The organism is Bordetella genomosp. 12 (assembly GCF_002261355.1).
GTDB lineage: Bacteria > Pseudomonadota > Gammaproteobacteria > Burkholderiales > Burkholderiaceae_B > Bordetella.
The window spans coordinates 31,136-50,061 of sequence record NZ_NEVU01000003.1; the positions used below are offsets into that span (position 1 = coordinate 31,136).

The 18,926-nt window shown below is 61.3% G+C and carries 19 protein-coding genes; 3 read left to right on the forward strand and 16 right to left on the reverse strand.

Going from position 1 to position 18,926, the window contains the following annotated elements; all coding sequences use genetic code 11:
* Positions 1–6: 6 nt before the first annotated feature.
* The 8 genes from hscA to uvrB all read right to left on the reverse strand — a co-directional run bounded on the left by hscA (position 7) and on the right by uvrB (position 7,953).
* Positions 7–1,869, reverse strand: coding sequence for a Fe-S protein assembly chaperone HscA (gene hscA, locus CAL22_RS12270; protein WP_094813702.1), 1,863 nt, complete (start codon positions 1,867–1,869; stop codon positions 7–9).
* Between the two features lie 39 nt (positions 1,870–1,908).
* Complete coding sequence (hscB, locus tag CAL22_RS12275) at positions 1,909–2,415, reverse strand: Fe-S protein assembly co-chaperone HscB (RefSeq protein ID WP_094813704.1); 507 nt, start codon at positions 2,413–2,415, stop codon at positions 1,909–1,911.
* Between the two features lie 3 nt (positions 2,416–2,418).
* A complete protein-coding gene (gene iscA, locus CAL22_RS12280) occupies positions 2,419–2,742 on the reverse strand; it encodes an iron-sulfur cluster assembly protein IscA (RefSeq protein WP_094813706.1) in 324 nt (107 codons plus the stop codon).
* Between the two features lies 1 nt (position 2,743).
* On the reverse strand, positions 2,744–3,148 hold the full coding sequence (iscU, locus tag CAL22_RS12285) for a Fe-S cluster assembly scaffold IscU (RefSeq protein WP_094813708.1): 405 nt from the start codon (positions 3,146–3,148) through the stop codon (positions 2,744–2,746).
* A gap of 36 nt (positions 3,149–3,184) precedes the next feature.
* On the reverse strand, positions 3,185–4,396 hold the full coding sequence (locus tag CAL22_RS12290; RefSeq protein ID WP_094813710.1) for an IscS subfamily cysteine desulfurase: 1,212 nt from the start codon (positions 4,394–4,396) through the stop codon (positions 3,185–3,187).
* A 21-nt stretch (positions 4,397–4,417) separates the two neighbouring features.
* Positions 4,418–4,966, reverse strand: a complete 549-nt coding sequence (gene iscR, locus CAL22_RS12295; RefSeq protein WP_094813712.1) for a Fe-S cluster assembly transcriptional regulator IscR — start codon at positions 4,964–4,966, stop codon at positions 4,418–4,420.
* Positions 4,967–5,182: 216 nt separating this feature from the next.
* On the reverse strand, positions 5,183–5,674 hold the full coding sequence (locus tag CAL22_RS12300) for a low molecular weight protein-tyrosine-phosphatase (protein ID WP_094813714.1): 492 nt from the start codon (positions 5,672–5,674) through the stop codon (positions 5,183–5,185).
* 248 nt (positions 5,675–5,922) lie between these two features.
* On the reverse strand, positions 5,923–7,953 hold the full coding sequence (gene uvrB / locus CAL22_RS12305; protein ID WP_094813716.1) for an excinuclease ABC subunit UvrB: 2,031 nt from the start codon (positions 7,951–7,953) through the stop codon (positions 5,923–5,925).
* A gap of 74 nt (positions 7,954–8,027) precedes the next feature.
* Between uvrB and CAL22_RS12310 the strand changes: the two genes are divergently transcribed.
* Entirely contained in the window at positions 8,028–9,230 is a 1,203-nt protein-coding gene (locus CAL22_RS12310; protein WP_094813718.1) for an aromatic amino acid transaminase, read from the forward strand.
* A gap of 199 nt (positions 9,231–9,429) precedes the next feature.
* The gene (gene lexA / locus CAL22_RS12315; protein ID WP_094813720.1) at positions 9,430–10,083 is read left to right on the forward strand and encodes a transcriptional repressor LexA; all 654 of its coding nucleotides are present in this window, start codon (positions 9,430–9,432) and stop codon (positions 10,081–10,083) included.
* Positions 10,084–10,155: 72 nt separating this feature from the next.
* Here lexA and lon read toward each other — a convergent pair whose 3' ends face one another.
* The 4 genes from lon to tig all read right to left on the reverse strand — a co-directional run bounded on the left by lon (position 10,156) and on the right by tig (position 16,120).
* Complete coding sequence (lon, locus tag CAL22_RS12320; protein ID WP_094813722.1) at positions 10,156–12,585, reverse strand: endopeptidase La; 2,430 nt, start codon at positions 12,583–12,585, stop codon at positions 10,156–10,158.
* 165 nt (positions 12,586–12,750) lie between these two features.
* Complete coding sequence (clpX, locus tag CAL22_RS12325; RefSeq protein WP_094813725.1) at positions 12,751–14,049, reverse strand: ATP-dependent Clp protease ATP-binding subunit ClpX; 1,299 nt, start codon at positions 14,047–14,049, stop codon at positions 12,751–12,753.
* Positions 14,050–14,153: 104 nt separating this feature from the next.
* Positions 14,154–14,807, reverse strand: a complete 654-nt coding sequence (gene clpP, locus CAL22_RS12330) for an ATP-dependent Clp endopeptidase proteolytic subunit ClpP (protein ID WP_005014589.1) — start codon at positions 14,805–14,807, stop codon at positions 14,154–14,156.
* Between the two features lie 2 nt (positions 14,808–14,809).
* On the reverse strand, positions 14,810–16,120 hold the full coding sequence (gene tig / locus CAL22_RS12335) for a trigger factor (RefSeq protein ID WP_094813727.1): 1,311 nt from the start codon (positions 16,118–16,120) through the stop codon (positions 14,810–14,812).
* Positions 16,121–16,346: 226 nt separating this feature from the next.
* On the opposite strand from tig, the gene CAL22_RS12340 reads away from it, so the two are divergent.
* On the forward strand, positions 16,347–16,886 hold the full coding sequence (locus CAL22_RS12340; RefSeq protein WP_094813729.1) for a TIGR00645 family protein: 540 nt from the start codon (positions 16,347–16,349) through the stop codon (positions 16,884–16,886).
* Between the two features lie 58 nt (positions 16,887–16,944).
* Here CAL22_RS12340 and CAL22_RS12345 read toward each other — a convergent pair whose 3' ends face one another.
* The 4 genes from CAL22_RS12345 to CAL22_RS12360 all read right to left on the reverse strand — a co-directional run bounded on the left by CAL22_RS12345 (position 16,945) and on the right by CAL22_RS12360 (position 18,922).
* A complete protein-coding gene (locus tag CAL22_RS12345) occupies positions 16,945–17,151 on the reverse strand; it encodes a cold-shock protein (RefSeq protein ID WP_094813731.1) in 207 nt (68 codons plus the stop codon).
* 255 nt (positions 17,152–17,406) lie between these two features.
* The gene (locus CAL22_RS12350) at positions 17,407–17,958 is read right to left on the reverse strand and encodes a DUF924 family protein (protein WP_094813733.1); all 552 of its coding nucleotides are present in this window, start codon (positions 17,956–17,958) and stop codon (positions 17,407–17,409) included.
* Between the two features lie 124 nt (positions 17,959–18,082).
* Positions 18,083–18,286 carry a cold-shock protein gene (locus CAL22_RS12355; RefSeq protein WP_005014599.1) on the reverse strand — a complete coding sequence of 68 codons (204 nt, stop codon included), beginning with the start codon at positions 18,284–18,286 and terminating at the stop codon, positions 18,083–18,085.
* 315 nt (positions 18,287–18,601) lie between these two features.
* Positions 18,602–18,922: a hypothetical protein gene (locus tag CAL22_RS12360; protein WP_094813735.1), complete on the reverse strand. Its 321-nt coding sequence runs from the start codon at positions 18,920–18,922 to the stop codon at positions 18,602–18,604.
* Between the last annotated feature and the right edge of the window lie 4 nt (positions 18,923–18,926).

An 18,926-nucleotide genomic window follows, 5' to 3' on the forward strand; every position in this document is an offset into this window, starting at 1 on the left:
TTCGAGTTAAGCGAGTTCGTCCAATTTACGGCCGGCCAGTGCGGCGCGGATACTGCGATCCATGCGCCGGGCGGCAAAATCCTCGGTGGCGTCAGACAAAGCCTGAACCGCCTGGCGCACCGCTTCCACGTCGGTGGCCAATTGCGCTTGTGTGGCGGCCTGCAATGCGGCATCCACGCGCGCCCTCTCCTCGCTATCGAGCAGATCGCCGTCAACAGCCAGCGCGGCGCTGACGGACTCCACCAATTGACGCGCCTCAACCTGCTGCTCGCGCAGCATGCGCGCCCTGGCGTCGTCATCGGCATGAGACACGCTGTCGGACAGCATGCGCGTGATTTCATCGTCGGACAGGCCATACGAGGGCTTGACCGTCACCGCAGCCTCAACGCCCGTACTCTGTTCGCGCGCGGTCACGCTGAGCAAACCATCGGCGTCGACTTGGAACGTCACGCGGATACGGGCGGCACCGGCCACCATGGGCGGAATGCCGCGCAACTCGAAGCGGGCCAGCGAGCGGCAGTCGGAAACCAGATCGCGCTCGCCTTGCACGACGTGCACGCTCATCGCGGTCTGGCCATCCTTGAACGTCGTGAACTCCTGGGCGCGCGCCACCGGAATGGTGCTGTTGCGCGGAATAACGCGCTCCACCAATCCACCCATGGTCTCAAGCCCGAGCGACAGCGGCGTGACATCCAGCAGCAGCCAGTCTTCGCCCGGCGCGCGATTGCCCGCCAGCAGATTGGCCTGCAAGGCCGCGCCCAACGCCACCACCTGATCCGGATCGAGATTGGTCAACGGCGGCGTCCCGAAGAAGGCGCCAACCGCTTGCCGCACGGCGGGCATGCGGGTCGCTCCGCCCACCAGCACGACGCCCTTGACGTCGGCCACGGCCAGACCGGCATCGCGCAAGGCGCGGCGGGCAGCCTGCAGGGTGCGGTCTATGAGCGGTGTGGCGAGCGCTTCGAACTGCGCACGCGTCAACGTGGCGTTCAGGCTGCGGCCGCCTTCGAGCGTGACGGCGATGGCGGCCTGTCCGGCGTCGGTCAGGGCTTCGCGCGCGGCGCGCGCGGCGACCAACAGGCCGCGCCGATCCGATAGCGACAACCCCTCTACAGCCTGAGCGGCCACCAGGTCGGCCACGATGGCATGATCGAAATCATCGCCACCCAACACGGTATCGCCACCGGTGGCGATCACCTCGAACACGCCCTGGGACAGACGCAAGATCGAAATATCGAAGGTGCCGCCGCCCAGGTCGTAGACGGCGTATACGCCTTCGGCGGCCTGATCCAGGCCATAGGCGATTGCCGCGGCCGTCGGCTCATTCAGCAGACGCAGCACATTCAGGCCCGCCAGCTTGGCGGCATCGCGCGTGGCCTGACGTTGCGCATCATCAAAATAGGCGGGCACCGTAATCACGGCGCCGACCAGATCATCGCCCAGCACGTCTTCGGCACGCTGGCGCAGCGTGGCCAGAATCTGCGCCGAGACCTCGACAGGACTGACATCGCCGTGCAGCGTGCGCAAGCGCACCATGCCGGGCGCATCGACAAAGTCATAAGGCGCGGCGCTATCACGCGCATCCTGCGCCGAACGGCCCATAAAGCGCTTGACCGACACGATGGTATTGGCCGGGTCACTCGCCTGGTGCGGCAAGGCGCCGCGGCCGATGGCCACGCGCCCCTCGGGAAGATACCGTACCGCGGAAGGCAGCAAGGCATGGCCTTCGGCATCCGGCAACACTTCGGGCACACTGCTGCGCACGGCGGCCACCAGGGAATTGGTCGTGCCCAGATCGATGCCTACCGCCAACCGCCGCTGATGCGGGGCGGGCGATTCGCCGGGTTCGGAAATCTGCAATAAAGCCATTGTTGTATTTGTCGCTGAACGCGCCCTGCCGGGCCGCTGCTAGGGCTGGATGGAAGCCAGCTCCTGAGCCAGTTTTTCAATGAACATCCACTCGCGGACCTTTTGGCCAGCGGCGGGATAGTCTTTACGCTTGTCGATCAAATCGGCCAGCGTCTGCCGCATCGCCGCGCGCGCCTGGCCCAGTTCGGCGTCCAATGTCCGCCTGGCCTGCTCGTCATGACGCGCCTCATCGAGCAGCTCGCGCCACTCCATCTGCTGCATCAGAAACGCCGGCGCCATCGCCGTATTGCTCTCGGTCTGCAGATCCACGCCCGCGGACTCGCACAGATAGCGTGCGCGCAGCAGGGGATCTCGCAGTTGCCGGTAAGCCTCGTTGGCGCGCGCAGCCCATTGCATTGCCACCCGGCGCTCAGGCGCGCTGGCGGTGGCAAAGCGGTCGGGATGGACGCGGGCGGCGACGTCGCGCCAGGCGGTTTCAAGCGCCTGGCTGTCGAGCTCGAACGTGGCGGGCAGGCCAAAAAGGCTGAAATGATCGTCAGCGGCCAAGACCTACACCGTGAACGACTCGCCGCAGCCGCAGGTCGCCTTTTCGTTGGGGTTGCGAAACTTGAAGCCCTCATTGAGGCCTTCGCGCGCATAATCCAGCTCGGTGCCGTCCAGGTAGGCAAGGCTCTTGGGATCGACGAAGACCTTCACGCCGAAACTTTCGAACTCCATGTCGTCGGCCTGCACTTCGTCGACGTACTCAAGCTTGTAGGCCATGCCCGAGCAGCCGGTCGTGCGCACACCCAGGCGCAGCCCGATACCCTTACCGCGCCGTTGCAGATAGCGGCCGATATGATTGGCCGCCTGTTGGGTCAGGGTGACGGCCATATCAGTCTGCCGCAACAGCCTCGGCCACGCCGTGCTTGGTCTTGTAATCCTGCACGGCGGCCTTGATGGCGTCTTCAGCCAGGATCGAGCAGTGAATCTTGACCGGGGGCAAGGCCAGCTCTTCGGCGATCTGCGTATTGCGGATGGACATGGCTTGATCCAGCGTCTTGCCCTTGACCCATTCGGTCACCAGCGAGCTGGAGGCAATGGCCGAACCACAGCCGTAGGTCTTGAAGCGCGCGTCTTCGATCACGCCCTCGTCATTGACCTTGATCTGCAACTTCATGACGTCGCCACAGGCCGGTGCGCCGACCATGCCGGTGCCGATGGAGTCGTCGCCCTTGTCGAACGAACCGACGTTGCGGGGATTTTCGTAGTGGTCCAGGACCTTATCGCTGTATGCCATGATGATTCTCCACGTATGTGATGACTTGCGGCGCGCTCAGTGCGCAGCCCATTGCACGCTGTTCAGATCGATGCCTTCCTTGGCCATTTCCCACAGCGGCGACATGTCGCGCAGCTTGCCGACACGGCTCTTGAGCAATTCGACGGCGAAGTCGACTTCCTGCTCGGTGGTGAAGCGGCCCAGGGTAAAGCGGATCGAACTATGCGCCAGTTCGTCATTGCGGCCCAGCGCGCGCAATACATAAGAAGGCTCCAGGCTGGCCGAGGTGCAGGCCGAGCCACTGGAGACGGCCAGTTCCTTGATCGCCATGATCAGGGACTCGCCTTCAACGTAATTGAAGCTGATGTTCAGGTTGTGCGGCACGCGGTGTTCCATGCTGCCGTTGACATAGACTTCCTCGATCTGCGAGAGGCCTGCCAACAGGCGGTCGCGCAACATGCGCACGCGCTCGTTCTCCGTGCCCATTTCTTCGCGCGCCAAGCGGAACGCCTCGCCCATGCCCACGATCTGATGGGTAGCCAGCGTGCCGGAGCGAAAGCCCCGCTCATGACCGCCGCCGTGCATCTGCGCTTCGATGCGCACACGCGGCTTGCGGCGTACATACAGCGCGCCGATGCCCTTGGGGCCATAGGTCTTGTGCGCCGAGAAAGACATCAGATCCACTTTGAGTTTCTGCAGATCGATCTCGACCTTGCCCGTGGCCTGAGCCGCGTCGACATGGAAAATAATGCCTTTTTCACGGCAGATCCCGCCGATGGTCTCGACATCCTGAATGACGCCGATTTCATTGTTGACCATCATCACCGACACGAGAACGGTGTCCGGACGCAGCGCGGCCTTGAAGACCTCCAGGTCCAGCAAACCGTCATCCTTGACATCGAGATAGGTCACTTCGAAACCCTGGCGCTCCAACTCACGACAGGTGTCCAGAACCGCCTTGTGTTCGGTCTTGACCGTCACGATGTGCTTGCCGCGCTCGGCGTAGAAATTCGCCGCGCCCTTGATGGCCAGGTTGTCTGACTCGGTCGCGCCGGAAGTCCAGATGATTTCGCGCGGGTCGGCATTGACCAGCTTGGCCACCTCGGCGCGCGCATTTTCGACGGCCTCTTCGGCATCCCAGCCAAACGCGTGGCTACGCGAAGCCGGATTGCCGAAATTATCGTAAAGCCAGGGGATCATCTTCTCGACCACGCGCGGGTCGACCGGCGTCGTGGCTGAGTAGTCCAGGTAGATGGGGCGGTTGCTCATGAGTACAGTTCCTGATGCTTCTTAAACGGTAGCCGCGGCATTGGCGGCCGTGCCCGAGACGGCGGCCGTTGCGGCATTGGCATTTGAGCCTGCGCGATTGACGCGCACCGAACAGCCTTGGGCTTGATTGTTGGCTTCCTGCAATTGGCGCACGCGCTGCTGGTCCACCAGATCCTGCAGGGAAACCGAATCGAGATAATCGACCATCTTGCGGTTCAGGGTCGCCCAGAGCTCGTGCGTCATGCACTTGCCGGGTTTGCCGTCATTGCCGCTGGTGCAATCCCGCTTGCCGCCACAGCTGGTGGCGTCCAGGGGTTCGTCGACCGCGAAGATGATGTCGGCAACCGTGACATTGCGCGCCAGGCGAGCCAGGGAATAGCCGCCGCCGGGGCCGCGCACGCTGTCCACGAGTTCGTGACGGCGCAGCTTGCCGAACAGTTGCTCCAGATAGGAGAGAGAAATATTCTGGCGCTGGCTGATCGCCGCGAGAGTGACCGGGCCGCTATGCTGCCGCATAGCCAGATCGATCATGGCAGTCACGGCGAAACGTCCTTTGGTTGTTAGCCGCATGATGAGTTTCCTGTGAATCTGTCGGGACCCGCCTGCCGGATACAGACAGCAATCCCGGCTATACACTCTGGCCTAATACCTGAGTAATTGCCTCAAGTATAGCAAATTCCCGAGTAATTTGCTAAGTATCTCAAGTTGAAAAAACCGCGCCTGGGCGCGGTTCATGGCATGGCGGCAAGCGCCAAAACCTGCGGGGCCTTTCGGCCCCCAGAGAGATCAGGCTGCCTGGTACTGGGTAGCACGCTTGCGCACCAGCTCCAGCACGCCCTGACAGGCATCCTCGAGATAATCGAGCACCTTGCCAAAACCTTCCGGGCCGCCATAATACGGATCGGGCACGGTGGCTTCTTCGAAATCATTGGCAAAGCGCATCAGCAGCATCAATTTGTGCTGATAGGCCTTGGGGCACTGCTGCTGCAGGGCAGACAGATTATCCCAATCCATGGCAAGAATCAGGTCATACTCGCGGAAGTCTTCCGGCGTAACCTGACGGGCCAGGCATTGGCTGATGTCATACCCGCGCTTGCGCGCAGCTGCAACCGCCCGGGCATCCGGGGCTTCGCCGATATGGAAGGCATGCGTGCCGGCGGAATCGATCCGCACCATCTCACCCAAGCCGGCATCATTCACCAGATGGCGAAAGACACCCTCTGCGCTCGGCGAGCGACAGATATTGCCCATGCAAACGAAAAGTACCTTGGTCATCATGGGAGCCAGTGTGCGGGAAAACCCGGAATATAGCAAGCTTTTTTTGCTTTTTTGTGATTTAGGGGTCAATATCTCAGAAGATTTTTTTATTCAATAAAATCAATAACTTGAATAGAAAAATTAAGGCGCGCAATGATGTTTTTTGACGTCTTTTTGCATATTGCGCGCCAAGGCTTGACACGACCCCGGATAAGCATATAACGCGCCCTCGCGGCGCGCGCGGCATCAGCCCCGCGCGCCGCGGGAGCTTACTGCGCGCCGTCCAACAGAACGCGGTTTTTCAACGCGGTCAGGGCATCGCGCGCTGCCGCAGCCTGCTCGAACTCCAGGTTGCGGGCGTGGTCCATCATGAGCTTTTCCAGGCGTTTGATTTCGCGCGCCATGGCTTTTTCGTCGCTCAGGGCCGCAGCCGGCACCATGGCCTCCAGCGGATCGTGCGACTCGGCCGGCGCCAGAACGCCATCAATCATTTCGCGCACCGCCTTGCTCACCCCGCGCGCCGTAATGCCGTGGTCTTCATTGTGCTGCAACTGCTTGGCGCGCCGGCGGCTGGTTTCGTCCATCGCCCGCCGCATGGAATCGGTAATCCGGTCAGCGTACAGAATCGCATGACCATGCAGATTGCGCGCGGCGCGCCCGATAGTCTGGATCAAACTACGCTCCGAACGCAGAAACCCTTCTTTGTCCGCGTCCAGAATCGCAACCAGCGACACTTCGGGAATATCCAGCCCTTCCCGCAGCAGGTTGATGCCGACCAGCACGTCGAAGGTGCCCAGGCGCAGATCCCGGATGATTTCCACCCGTTCGACCGTGTCGATATCGGAATGCAAATAGCGCACCCGTTCACCGTGCTCGGTCAGAAAGTCCGTCAAATCCTCCGACATGCGCTTGGTCAACGTCGTCACCAGCACCCGCTCCTGGCGGGAAACGCGCTTGCGGATCTCGCCCAACAGATCGTCGACCTGCGTCAGTGCCGGGCGGACCTCCACCTCCGGGTCCACCAGGCCGGTGGGCCGCACGACCTGCTCGACCACGTTGTCGGCGTGCTGGCGCTCGTACTCGGCCGGCGTGGCCGAGACAAATACGCATTGCCGCATACGCGCCTCGAACTCCTCGAGCCGCAACGGCCGGTTATCCAGCGCCGAGGGCAGCCGGAAACCGTACTGCACCAGCGTTTCCTTGCGGGCCCTATCGCCGCGGTACATGCCGCCCAACTGCCCCATGGTCACATGGCTCTCGTCGATGAACATCAAGGCGTCAGCGGGCAAATAATCGATCAGCGTGGGCGGCGGCTCGCCCGGCGCAGCACCGGACAGATGGCGCGAGTAGTTTTCGATACCCTTGCAAAAGCCCAGCTCCTGCAGCATCTCGAGGTCAAAGCGCGTGCGCTGCTCCAGCCGCTGCGCCTCGACCAAATGACCGTCGCGGGTAAAGCTGGACAGCCGCTCGCGCAGCTCTTCCTTGATGGTTTCGATGGCGCGCAACACTGTTTCGCGCGGCGTCACATAATGCGAGCCTGGATAGACCGTGAAGCGCGGCAGCTTTTGCCGCACCTTGCCGGTCAGGGGATCGAAGAGTTCGAGGGTCTCGACCTCGTCGTCGAACAGGGTCAGACGCAGCGCCAGCTCGGGGCTTTCGGCCGGAAAAATATCGATCGTCTCGCCGCGCACACGGAAGGTGCCGCGCGTGAACTCCGCATCGTTGCGGGTGTATTGCATGGCCACCAGCCGCGCCAGCACCTCGCGCCGGGAAATATTGTCGCCCGTGCGCAGGATGAGCACCATGGCGTGGTAGTCGCCAGGATTGCCGATACCGTAGATGCAGGACACCGTGCCCACGATCACGGTATCGCGCCGCTCGAGCAGGCTTTTCGTGGCCGACAGCCGCATCTGCTCGATATGTTCATTGATCGAGGAGTCCTTCTCGATGAACAGATCGCGCGTGGGCACATAGGCCTCAGGCTGGTAGTAATCGTAATAAGAGACGAAATACTCCACCGCATTGCGCGGAAAGAACTCGCGCATCTCGGCGTAGAGCTGGGCGGCCAGCGTCTTGTTGGGCGCGAGCACGAGCGCCGGGCGGCCCAGCCGCGCGATGACGTTGGCCATCGTGTACGTCTTGCCAGAGCCGGTCACGCCCAAAAGCGTCTGGTACATCAATCCATCGGCGATGCCCTGCGCCAGGCCGTCGATGGCCGCAGGCTGATCCCCGGCAGGCGGATACGGCTGGTAGAGCTGAAACGGGCTACCGGGAAATTCCACGAATCCAGGGTCTGTCATGCTAGACTGTCCGAGGGTAAACCCCCCATTATCCACAGCACATCAACGTGCGTCCACCCATACTCCCAACATCCATGAGCACCCTCTTCGCTTCTGTCGAACTCGCGCCCCGCGACCCCATCCTTGGCCTGAACGAGCAGTACAACGCCGATACCCGTCCCGGTAAAGTGAACCTGGGCGTGGGCGTGTACTACGATGACGAGGGACGCATCCCCTTGCTGGGCGCTGTTCGCAAAGCCGAAATCGCCCGCGTCGAAGCCGCGGCCGCTCGTGGCTACCTGCCCATCGAAGGCATTGCCGCCTACAACAAAGGCGCGCAGACCCTGCTGCTGGGGGCTGACTCCGTCGTGGCCGCCGAGGGCCGTGCGCTGACCACCCAGACGCTGGGCGGCACCGGCGCACTGAAAGTGGGCGCAGATTTCCTGAAGCAATTGCTGCCCCAGTCCAAGGTCATGATCAGCGACCCCAGCTGGGAAAACCATCGCGCCCTGTTCGAGCGCGCCGGCTTCAAGGTCGAGAACTACCCCTATTACGATGCGGCCACCCGCGGCCTGAATTTCGAAGGCATGCTGGCGGCTCTGCAAGCTGCCCCCGAGCAAACCATCGTCGTGCTGCATGCCTGCTGCCACAACCCCACCGGCGTGGACCCCACTGCCGAGCAATGGAAGCAGATCGCCGACGTCGTCAAGGCCCGCAAGCTGGTGCCCTTCCTGGACATCGCTTACCAAGGCTTTGGCGAAGACCTCGATGAGGACGCTTCGGTCGTCCGTCTGTTCGCCGGCATGGATCTGACCATGCTGATCAGCTCGTCTTTCTCGAAGTCCTTCTCGCTGTACGGCGAGCGTGTGGGCGCCCTGACCGTCGTGGCCGGCAACAAAGACGAGGCGACACGCGTCCTGAGCCAGCTCAAGCGCGTGATCCGCACCAACTACTCCAACCCGCCCACCCATGGCGGCACCGTGGTTGCCAACGTGCTGAACACCCCCGAGCTGCTGGCCGAATGGAAGCAAGAACTCGCCGGCATGCGCGACCGCATCCGCCTGATGCGCAAGCAGCTGGTTGAAAAAATCAAGGCCCAGGGCGCCGCCCAGGACTTCAGCTTCGTGCTCCAGCAGCGCGGCATGTTCTCCTACTCCGGCCTGACCGCCGCCCAGGTGGATCGCCTGCGCGAAGAGCACGGCGTCTACGCGGTTTCCAGCGGCCGCATCTGCGTGGCGGCCCTCAACAGCCGCAACATCGACGTCGTGGCTGCCGCCATCGCCGCCGTGATCAAGTAAACCGGTGCGGGCCCGGTGTCGCCGGGCGAGTTCCGAAGCGCTTCAGCCTCCCAAGCTGAGGCGCTTTTTTCATGCCCGCTCGCCCGCTGCCCGCTCCAGGGCGCGCTTGCATTTTTCCGCTGCGTCCCCCAGAATCACGCTGTATATACATACAGTCCGCGGTTCACACAAGCCCCGGGCCATCATTGGGATCGCTACCATGGCCACCAAACTCACGGACCGCCAGCAGGAAATCCTGGATCTGATCCGGCAAACCGTCGCCCGCACGGGCTTTCCTCCCACTCGCGCCGAGATTGCTCAAGCGCTGGGCTTCCGGTCGCCCAATGCCGCCGAAGATCACCTCAAGGCCCTGGCGCGTAAAGGTGCCATCGAGCTAACCGCCGGCGCATCGCGTGGCATCCGTCTCAAGGGGCCCGAGCCCGGCACCGCGGCCCAGCCGCTACTGCCCATCCCGGCGCTGGCGCAACTCTTGCTGCCGCTGGTCGGCCGCGTCGCAGCCGGCTCGCCCATCCTCGCGGCCGAGCATGTCGAGCGCGAGGTCGGCGTGGATCCGGGCCTGTTTGCCCAAGCGCCGGATTACCTGCTCAAGGTCCGCGGCATGAGCATGCGCGATGCCGGCATCTTCGAGGGGGATTTGCTGGCCGTCAAAAAAGCCGCCGAGGCACGCAACGGCCAGATCGTCGTGGCCCGCCTGGGCGATGACGTCACGGTCAAAAGGCTGCAGCGCCATGGCAGCCGCATCGAATTGCTGCCCGAAAATCCGGAGTTCTCGCCCATCGTCCTCAGCCCGGACGATGAATTCGCCCTCGAAGGCATTGCGGTCGGCCTGATCCGCACCCATAGCTTGCACTGACGCCGGTTCGCCACGCTGCAGGGCAAAAAAAACGCCATCGCAAGATGGCGTTTTTGTCTTCGCAGACGGCGATCAGTGCTTGAGCACCGGGTCGCCAGATTCCACCGGCTTGTTGACGAGAGCCTCCTTGACGGGCTCTTCGTCGGCCAGGGGCTCGGGCTGACGCTCCAGCGCCAGTTCCAGCACCTTGTCGATCCAGCGCACCGGCACGATCTCCAGGAAGTTTTTCACGTTGTCCGGAATCTCGGCGAGATCCTTCACGTTTTCTTCGGGGATCAGGACGGTCTTGATGCCACCACGATGCGCCGCCAGGAGTTTCTCCTTCAGGCCACCGATGGGCAGCACCTCTCCGCGCAAGGTGATTTCACCGGTCATGGCGACGTCAGCGCGCACCGGGATGCGCGACAACGCCGACACCATGGCGGTGGTGATGGCGATACCCGCCGACGGGCCGTCTTTGGGCGTCGCACCCTCGGGCACGTGGACGTGCATGTCGTGCTTCTCGAACACGCTGTCGGCAAAACCCAGACGGCGGGCGCGTGAGCGCACCACGGTGCGGGCCGCTTCCACCGACTCCTTCATGACATCGCCCAACGAACCCGTGCGCTGGATGTTGCCCTTGCCGGGCATATCCGCCACTTCGATGGTCAGCAGATCGCCGCCCACTTCCGTCCAGGCCAGGCCAGTCACCTGACCAATCTGGTTCTCTTTCTCGGCCATGCCAAAGGTGTAGCGACGTACACCCAGGTAATGGTCGAGGTTCTCAGCGTTGACCACGACCGGACCCTGTTCGGGCTCGCCCTTGTCCTTGGCCGTGAGCAGTTGCTTGACCACCTTGCGGCAGATCTTGCCAACTTCGCGCTCGAGCGACCGCACACCCGCTTCACGGGTGTAGTAGCGCACGATGTCGCGCAGCGCGCTCTCCTCGACCGTGAGCTCATTCTCCTTCAAGCCGTTGTTCTTCATCAGCTTGGGCAGGAGGTGATCGCTACCGATATGGATTTTTTCGTCTTCGGTGTAACCCGACAGACGAATCACTTCCATCCGGTCCAACAGGGCCGGCGGGATGTTCAGCGTGTTGCTGGTCGCCACGAACATTACGTCGGACAGATCAAAATCGACCTCGATGTAATGATCCTGGAAGGTGTGGTTCTGTTCGGGATCCAGCACCTCCAGCAGCGCGGACGACGGATCGCCCCGGAAATCCATGCCCAGCTTGTCGATTTCATCGAGCAAGAAAAGCGGATTACGCACGCCGACCTTGGACATGTTCTGCAGGATCTTGCCCGGCATCGAACCGATGTAGGTGCGGCGGTGGCCACGAATCTCGGCCTCGTCACGCACGCCGCCCAGCGCCATGCGCACGAACTTGCGATTGGTGGCTTTGGCGATGGACTGCCCAAGCGAGGTCTTGCCCACGCCCGGAGGGCCTACCAGGCACAGAATAGGCGCCTTGACCTTATCCACCCGCTGCTGCACGGCAAGATACTCAAGGATGCGTTCCTTGACCTTGTCCAGGCCATAGTGATCGTCATCCAGCACCCGCTCGGCGTTGGCGATGGAGTTGTTGATCTTGCTCTTTTTCTTCCAGGGAAGATTGATGATCGTATCGATGTAATTACGCACCACCGTGGCTTCGGCGGACATCGGCGACATGAGCTTGAGCTTCTTGAGTTCGGCATCGGCCTTTTTGCGCGCCTCTTTCGGCATATGCGCGGCGATGATCTTCTTCTCGAGCTCTTCGATGTCGGCGCCTTCTTCGCCCTCGCCCAACTCTTTCTGAATGGCCTTGACCTGCTCATTCAGATAATAGTCGCGCTGGCTCTTCTCCATCTGCTTCTTGACGCGACCGCGGATGCGCTTCTCGACCTGCAGAATGTCGATCTCGGTCTCCAACTGCGCGAGCAGCCCTTCCAGGCGCTCGGCGGTGGGTATGATCTCGAGCATCTTCTGCTTCTGCTCGAGCTTGAGCGGCAGATGCGCGGCAATGGTGTCGGCCAGGCGGCCCGCGTCGTCGATGCCGGCCAGGGACGTCAGGATCTCGGGCGGGATCTTCTTGTTGAGTTTTACGTACTGCTCGAACTGCGCGACGATGGCGCGACGCAAAGCTTCCGCTTCGGGGCCGGCCGTCGTGTCAGGCGCGATCGGCGTGACCTGGCAAGTGAAGTGCGAATCAGCATCCTGGATGCTATCGATGCGCGCACGCTGGCTGCCCTCTACCAGCACCTTGACGGTGCCGTCGGGCAGCTTGAGCATTTGCAGAATGCTCGCCACGCAACCGATGTCGTAAACGTCTTCCGGGGTGGGATCATCCTTGCCGGCGGATTTCTGGGCCACCAGCATGATGCTTTTACCCGCTTCCATAGCCACTTCCAGCGCACGGATCGAGCGCGGACGCCCGACGAACAGCGGAATAACCATGTGCGGAAACACCACCACGTCGCGCAGGGGCAACAGGGGCAGATCAATCGGATCTGAAGGCAGGGTCTGGCTCGCAGACATAGGGGGTTCCTCAGAGTGAATGAGAGGGACACAAGAGCTACATAGGCCCAAGGTCGGTTACGTCTGATATGGGAACAATAGCCCAAAAATCAAGATGCAGATTGCCAGTCGGCATCAAGATGCAAAAAAACCCGCCAAAGACGGGTTTTTTTACAGAGAACGGGCTCAGGCCGCAGCGTCTCGAACCTCGCCCTGCCCCGCTTTGGCAGACTCGGCGCTGTCGTCGGCATAAATCAGCAAGGGCTTGCCTCCGCCCTCGATGGCGTTGTCATCGAGCACGACCCGGCTGACATTCCCCTGGGAGGGCAAGTCATACATGGTGTCGAGCAATGCGGACTCAAGAATGGAGCGCAAGCCGCGCGCGCCAGTCTTGCGCTTGAGCGCCTTGCGAGCGATGGCCGTCAAGGCATCCGGACGGATATCCAGCTCGGCGCCTTCCATGGCAAAGAGCTTCTGGAACTGCTTGACCAGCGCGTTCTTGGGCTCGGTGAGAATCTGCACCAACGCAGCCTCGTCGAGCTCATCCAGCGTAGCCACGACCGGCAGACGGCCCACCAGTTCCGGAATCAAGCCGAACCTGACCAGATCCTCGGGCTCGGCTTCACTGAAGAGCTCGCCCACGCCACGCTCTGACTTGGCGCGCACCGACGCCGAGAAACCGATGCCGGATTTTTCGGTACGGTCACGGATGACTTTCTCCAGCCCGTCGAACGCCCCGCCCACGATGAACAGAATGTTCGTCGTATCGACCTGGACGAAGTCCTGGTTGGGATGCTTGCGGCCGCCTTGCGGCGGCACGGACGCCACGGTGCCTTCGATCAGCTTGAGCAGCGCCTGCTGCACACCTTCGCCCGAGACGTCACGGGTAATGGACGGATTGTCGGACTTGCGGGAGATCTTATCGATCTCATCGATGTAGATGATGGCGCGTTGAGCCTTCTCGACATCGTAATTGCAGTTCTGCAGCAACTTCTGGATGATGTTCTCGACATCCTCGCCCACGTAACCGGCCTCGGTCAGCGTGGTGGCGTCGGCCATCACAAAAGGCACATTCAGCATACGTGCGAGCGTCTGCGCCAGCAGCGTCTTGCCCGAGCCGGTCGGCCCGATCAGCATGATGTTGCTCTTGGAGAGCTCGACTTCGTCGCCCTTGATCTCGCCGTGCCGGATACGCTTGTAGTGGTTGTACACCGCCACTGCCAGCATACGCTTGGGGCCGGTCTGGCCAATGACGTATTGGTCCAGGAAGGATTTGATCTCAACCGGAGTTGGCAACTCGGAGCGAATCGCCGCGCGCGCGGTCGCCTGCGCTTCCTCGCGGATGATGTCATTGCACAGGTCTATGCATTCATCGCAGATGAATACCGACGGACCTGCGATCAGCTTGCGGACCTCATGCTGGCTCTTGTTGCAGAAAGAGCAATGCAGCACTTTTGCGTCTGCCGATCCCTTTTTTTCAGGCATAAGTGTTTCTAGTCTCTGGTAGGAGATGCCTCTCCCGTTGCCGGAAGAGGCATGCAACGCTTATCGGACGTGGCGGCAGGGCCTGCAAACCAGGCGAAGACGTATCAAACGTCTTCGCGTCGGGCCAGAACCTTGTCTACCAAGCCATACGATACCGCATCTTGAGCCGACATGAAGTTGTCACGCTCGGTGTCTATGGCGATGCGCTCGACCGGCTGGCCGGTGTTCTCGGCCAGAATGCGATTGAGGCGCTCGCGCAGATCGAGGATTTCCTTGGCCTGGATCTGGATGTCGCTGGCCTGCCCCTGGGCACCGCCCGAGGGCTGGTGAATCATGATGCGGGAGTTGGGCAGCGAAAATCGCTTGCCCTTCTTGCCCGCCGCCAGCAAGAACGCCCCCATGCTGGCCGCCAACCCGGTGCACAAGGTCGACACATCGGGTTTGACGAACTGCATGGTGTCGTAGATGGCCATCCCTGCATACACCGACCCGCCGGGCGAGTTGATGTAGAAAGAAATGTCCTTGTCAGGATTCTCCGATTCCAGAAACAGCAATTGGGCGACGACCAGATTGGCCGTGGCGTCATTGACCGGCCCGACCAGAAAGATCAGGCGCTCGCGCAACAAGCGCGAGTAAATGTCATAGGCGCGCTCGCCGCGGCCGGACTGCTCCACCACCATGGGGATATAGCCCAGCCCGGTGGGCGTCACCGACGCCCCGCCATACATTGCCGCATAGAAATCGGTGAATCGCTGCATAGTTATGCCATCCCCATCAACTGATCGAAGGGAACCTTTTCATCGGTTACCTTGGCCTTTTCCAGCACGTAGGCCACAACGTTGTCCTCCAGCACGATCGCCTCGATCTCGGCGCGGCGCTGACGGTCCGACAGATAGTAGCTGACAACCTGAGCGGGCTGCTCGTAGTTCTGGGCGAACTCTTCGATGCGGGCGCGGACTTGCTCGGGCTTGGCTTGCAGTTGCGCTTGCTTGACCAGCTCCGACACCAGCAGACCCAGACGCACGCGGCGCTCGGATTCAGCGGCGAAGACTTCCGCCGGCATGGGCATGCTGTCGGCATTGGGCACGCCGCGCTGCTTGAGCTCTTCGCGAGCCTGAGCGATACGGCCTTGCACATCGTTGTCCACCAACGCCTTGGGCACGTCGAACTTGGCGGCGTCGACCAGGGAATCCATCACGCTGGTCTTGGTGCGGCCTTGCGAACGGACTTTGACTTCGCGCTCGATGTTGCTGCGGATGTCGGCCTTGAGCTTTTCGACGTCGGCATCAGCCTGACCCAGCGACTTGGCGAATTCGGCATCGACCGCCGGCAGCACGGCTTCGGCCACTTCCTTGACGGTGATGGTGAATTCGGCCGTCTTGCCAGCCACTTCCTTGCCTTGGTAATCCTCGGGGAAGCTCAGCGGAAATACCTTGGTCTCTCCAGCCTTCAGGCCGCGGGCAGCTTCTTCGAACTCGGGCAACATACGGCCCTGACCCAGCACGAAGGGGAAGTCTTCGGCCTTGCCGCCTTCGAAGGGCACGCCATCGATGGTGCCGGCGAAATCGAGGATGACGCGGTCATCGTCTTGCGCGGCGCGGCCTTCGCGGGTTTCGTAGGTGGCGCGTTGCTTACGCAGGACGTCGAGCGTCTTGTTGACTTCCGCGTCGCTGACTTCGGTTTCGTAACGCGTGACGGCCAGGCCGGCCAGATCGGGAACGGCGACTTCGGGATAGACCTCGAAGGTGGCCGCGAAGGCCAGCGTGCCATCATCCACGCCTTCGGTCTTGGGCTCGAGCGACGGGCTGCCGGCAACGCGCAACTTGGCGCCTTCGACGGCCTGCTCAAAGGCACGGCCCACTTGGGAGTTGATCACGTCGTAGCGGATGCTCGGACCATGGCTGCGCTCGAGCATGGCCATCGGCGCCTTGCCGGGACGGAAACCCGGCACCTTGGCGGTGCGGGCCACGCGCTTGAGCTGCGCCTGGACTTCCTTTTCCACGTCGGCCACCGAAATGGCCAGATCAACACGGCGCTCCAGGCCGGAGAGGGTTTCAACCACAGGCTGCATTAAAAGACCTATTTTCCGAGGGATGAGAAGAAATCGACCCCGGTAACCGACGAATCGAACCGGGTAAACCGGCAATTTTACCGGAAACTGGCCCGGCAGCCCCAAACCCCCTGCCGCCGCCCCTTCCGCAGCGCCTCATCGGGCGCATACGGGCACTGCAAAAGGCAAGCCGCCATTGCTAGAATGCGAGCCGCCTGAATCCAACACCCCCATAGGCTCGCAAATCATGAATCCCCAACAGCCCCCCCGGCTCGGCATCCTGCCGGCCCTGATCTTCAGCTCGCGCTGGCTGCAACTTCCTCTTTACCTGGGCCTGATCGTGGCCCAGGGCGTGTACGTCTTTCTCTTTCTGAAAGAGCTCTGGCACCTCGTCTCGCACACCAACAGCTTCGGCGAGATGGACATCATGCTTCTGGTGCTGGGTCTCATCGATGTGGTGATGATTTCCAACCTGTTGGTCATGGTGATCGTCGGCGGCTACGAAACCTTCGTGTCGCGTTTGCGCCTGGAAGGCCACCCGGATCAGCCGGAATGGCTCAGCCACGTCAACGCCAGCGTCCTGAAGGTCAAGCTGGCCATGGCCATCATCGGGATTTCGTCCATCCACCTGCTACGGACCTTCATCGAGGCTGGCAACCTGGGCTCGGCCAATGCGCGCTTTACTGAAACCGGCGTCATGTGGCAGACCATCATCCACGTGGTATTCATCCTGTCGGCGGTCGGTATCGCCTATGTGGATCGACTGACAAGCAGTCACGAGCACTGAAAGCTCTGCGGAATGAATAAGCCCCGGCCTGAAACCGGGGCTTATTCATCACAGAACTTCAAGCAAGAATCATGATGTTTTTGGCACTGGGGCCTTTAGGGCCTTCGCCAATCTCGAACGACACGCGCTGATTCTCCTGCAGCGTTTTGTACCCTTCGCTGCGAATCTCCGAATAATGGGCAAAGAGATCCTTGCCCGCGTCATCGGGGAGGATGAATCCGTAGCCCTTCTCAGCGTTGAACCACTTAACAATACCGGTTGCCATGAACTGTCCTTGAACCAAAGAGGCGATTGCTCGCGGGATGCCGGACGCCAAGGATGGGACGGGAAACCCCGCTTGCGACATAGGACCTGTACCGCGTCGCTTGACCTCGTCAAGCCAGTGTAGGAGTGATGTCGCGCAACGGTCAAACCCGCCGGGACACCCTCGCAAGCCCGCCCCTGACCTGTCACAAAACGACACAATGCCGCAGACAGGGCCGTGTATTCAGCGCAACAGCAGCAAAGGCGGACTTATTATTCAACCAGCAAATCCGCCGCTGTCGAGAAAATGCTGTTCTTCGCTCGAAGTTTCACGACCGAGGCTTGCGTTTCTATGCGGAAAGCGGCCAAAACGCGCAATGATATCTCTATGGATAACAGCAAAGCGCAAGGTTTCTCCGCCCAAGGGCGTCATTAATCGAACGCCCTCTTCCTGAGCCTCGTTATTTTCCGCGTGCTCATATGGCAAATAAATGAATGGCCGCAGTTCCGGCTCGACCTTCACATCCAGACCGCGCGCAACCGCCCGACGCGCCACTGCCAAAGCCAGCCCGTCGGTGGCGAACATATGGCCGGTGCCCCGAAACGCATTGCGCGGAAACTGGTCGAGCAGCACCAGCAAAGCCAGCACGCCCTCGGCGTCCGCTTCCCAGCCGGCGAGCTCGCCACGGGCTGCGGCATAGTGCGCCTCCAGAAACCGCCGGCGAAAATCATCATCGAACGCCACATCCCGCGTGAACCAGCGCTGGGGTCCGGCCTGGCGCCAGAAAGCCAGCACTGCCGAAGGCTGGCAGGTAGACGAAGAGGACATATCTGACTCCCAAGGACGAGGGTGATCTCGGATTCTAATGCTCGCGACGCCAGGGGTCGCGCCGGCGACGGGCAACAAAAAAGCCCCTTTCGGGGCTCGGCTTTGGCCTAGATTCAGCTATTTATTAGATGATCTGAATCTTGGTAGCCTGGGGACCCTTGGGGCCCATCGCCGTGACGTAGCTCACGCGCTGGTTCTCTTCGAGGGTCTTGAAGCCATTGGACTGGATCTCGGAGAAATGAGCGAACAGATCCTTACCACCCGATTCCGGGGTGATGAAGCCATAACCTTTCTCTGCGTTGAACCACTTAACGACGCCGGTTTCCATACTGTATTTCCTAAGATAGTGGGTGCGGACGCACCCGGAGCCACGATGCAATCAAGGAGGGGACAGCAGGACAATAACTGATGCCGGAAAAGGCACGGCACTGAACAGACTTCGCAACACTTGATCTCTCGTGCCGACACTATCGTCAGGTTCCCCTCCTAAGTCAAGATAATCCATAAAAAGGCGTCCGAAGAATGCAACAAATAGAAACTGCCGTTACGTGCAGCTTTAACTCGCGCCCATATTCGCGGACGTCTTATTTACTAATAATCAAAGAGATAGCTGTGAAAATGTGCTAAAGCGAGCACTTAGTGCTCATTCATCGATCGGCAGGCCCAGGAGGTCCAAAGCGGCGGCAAAACAGTCGGCGTCAGCACAGAAGAACACCACCACGTCAGCCGGGTTGAGATTCTCCAGTACCTCATCAATCTGCTCCTGAGCACCGTCGACGCTGTCGACGGAGGCCGCGTGAATGGATGCCCCTTCGGCCAGGGCTTCGGGCGGGACGAAGTCCGCGATGGCATCCAGATCGGGCTCTCCCAGGACGATATAGACGCCAAAACGGGCGCCGTCCATCGTGGTCTCCAGACTGATGCCCGATTCAAATTCGCCGGTCTGGCGGCTGATGATTTCCATTACA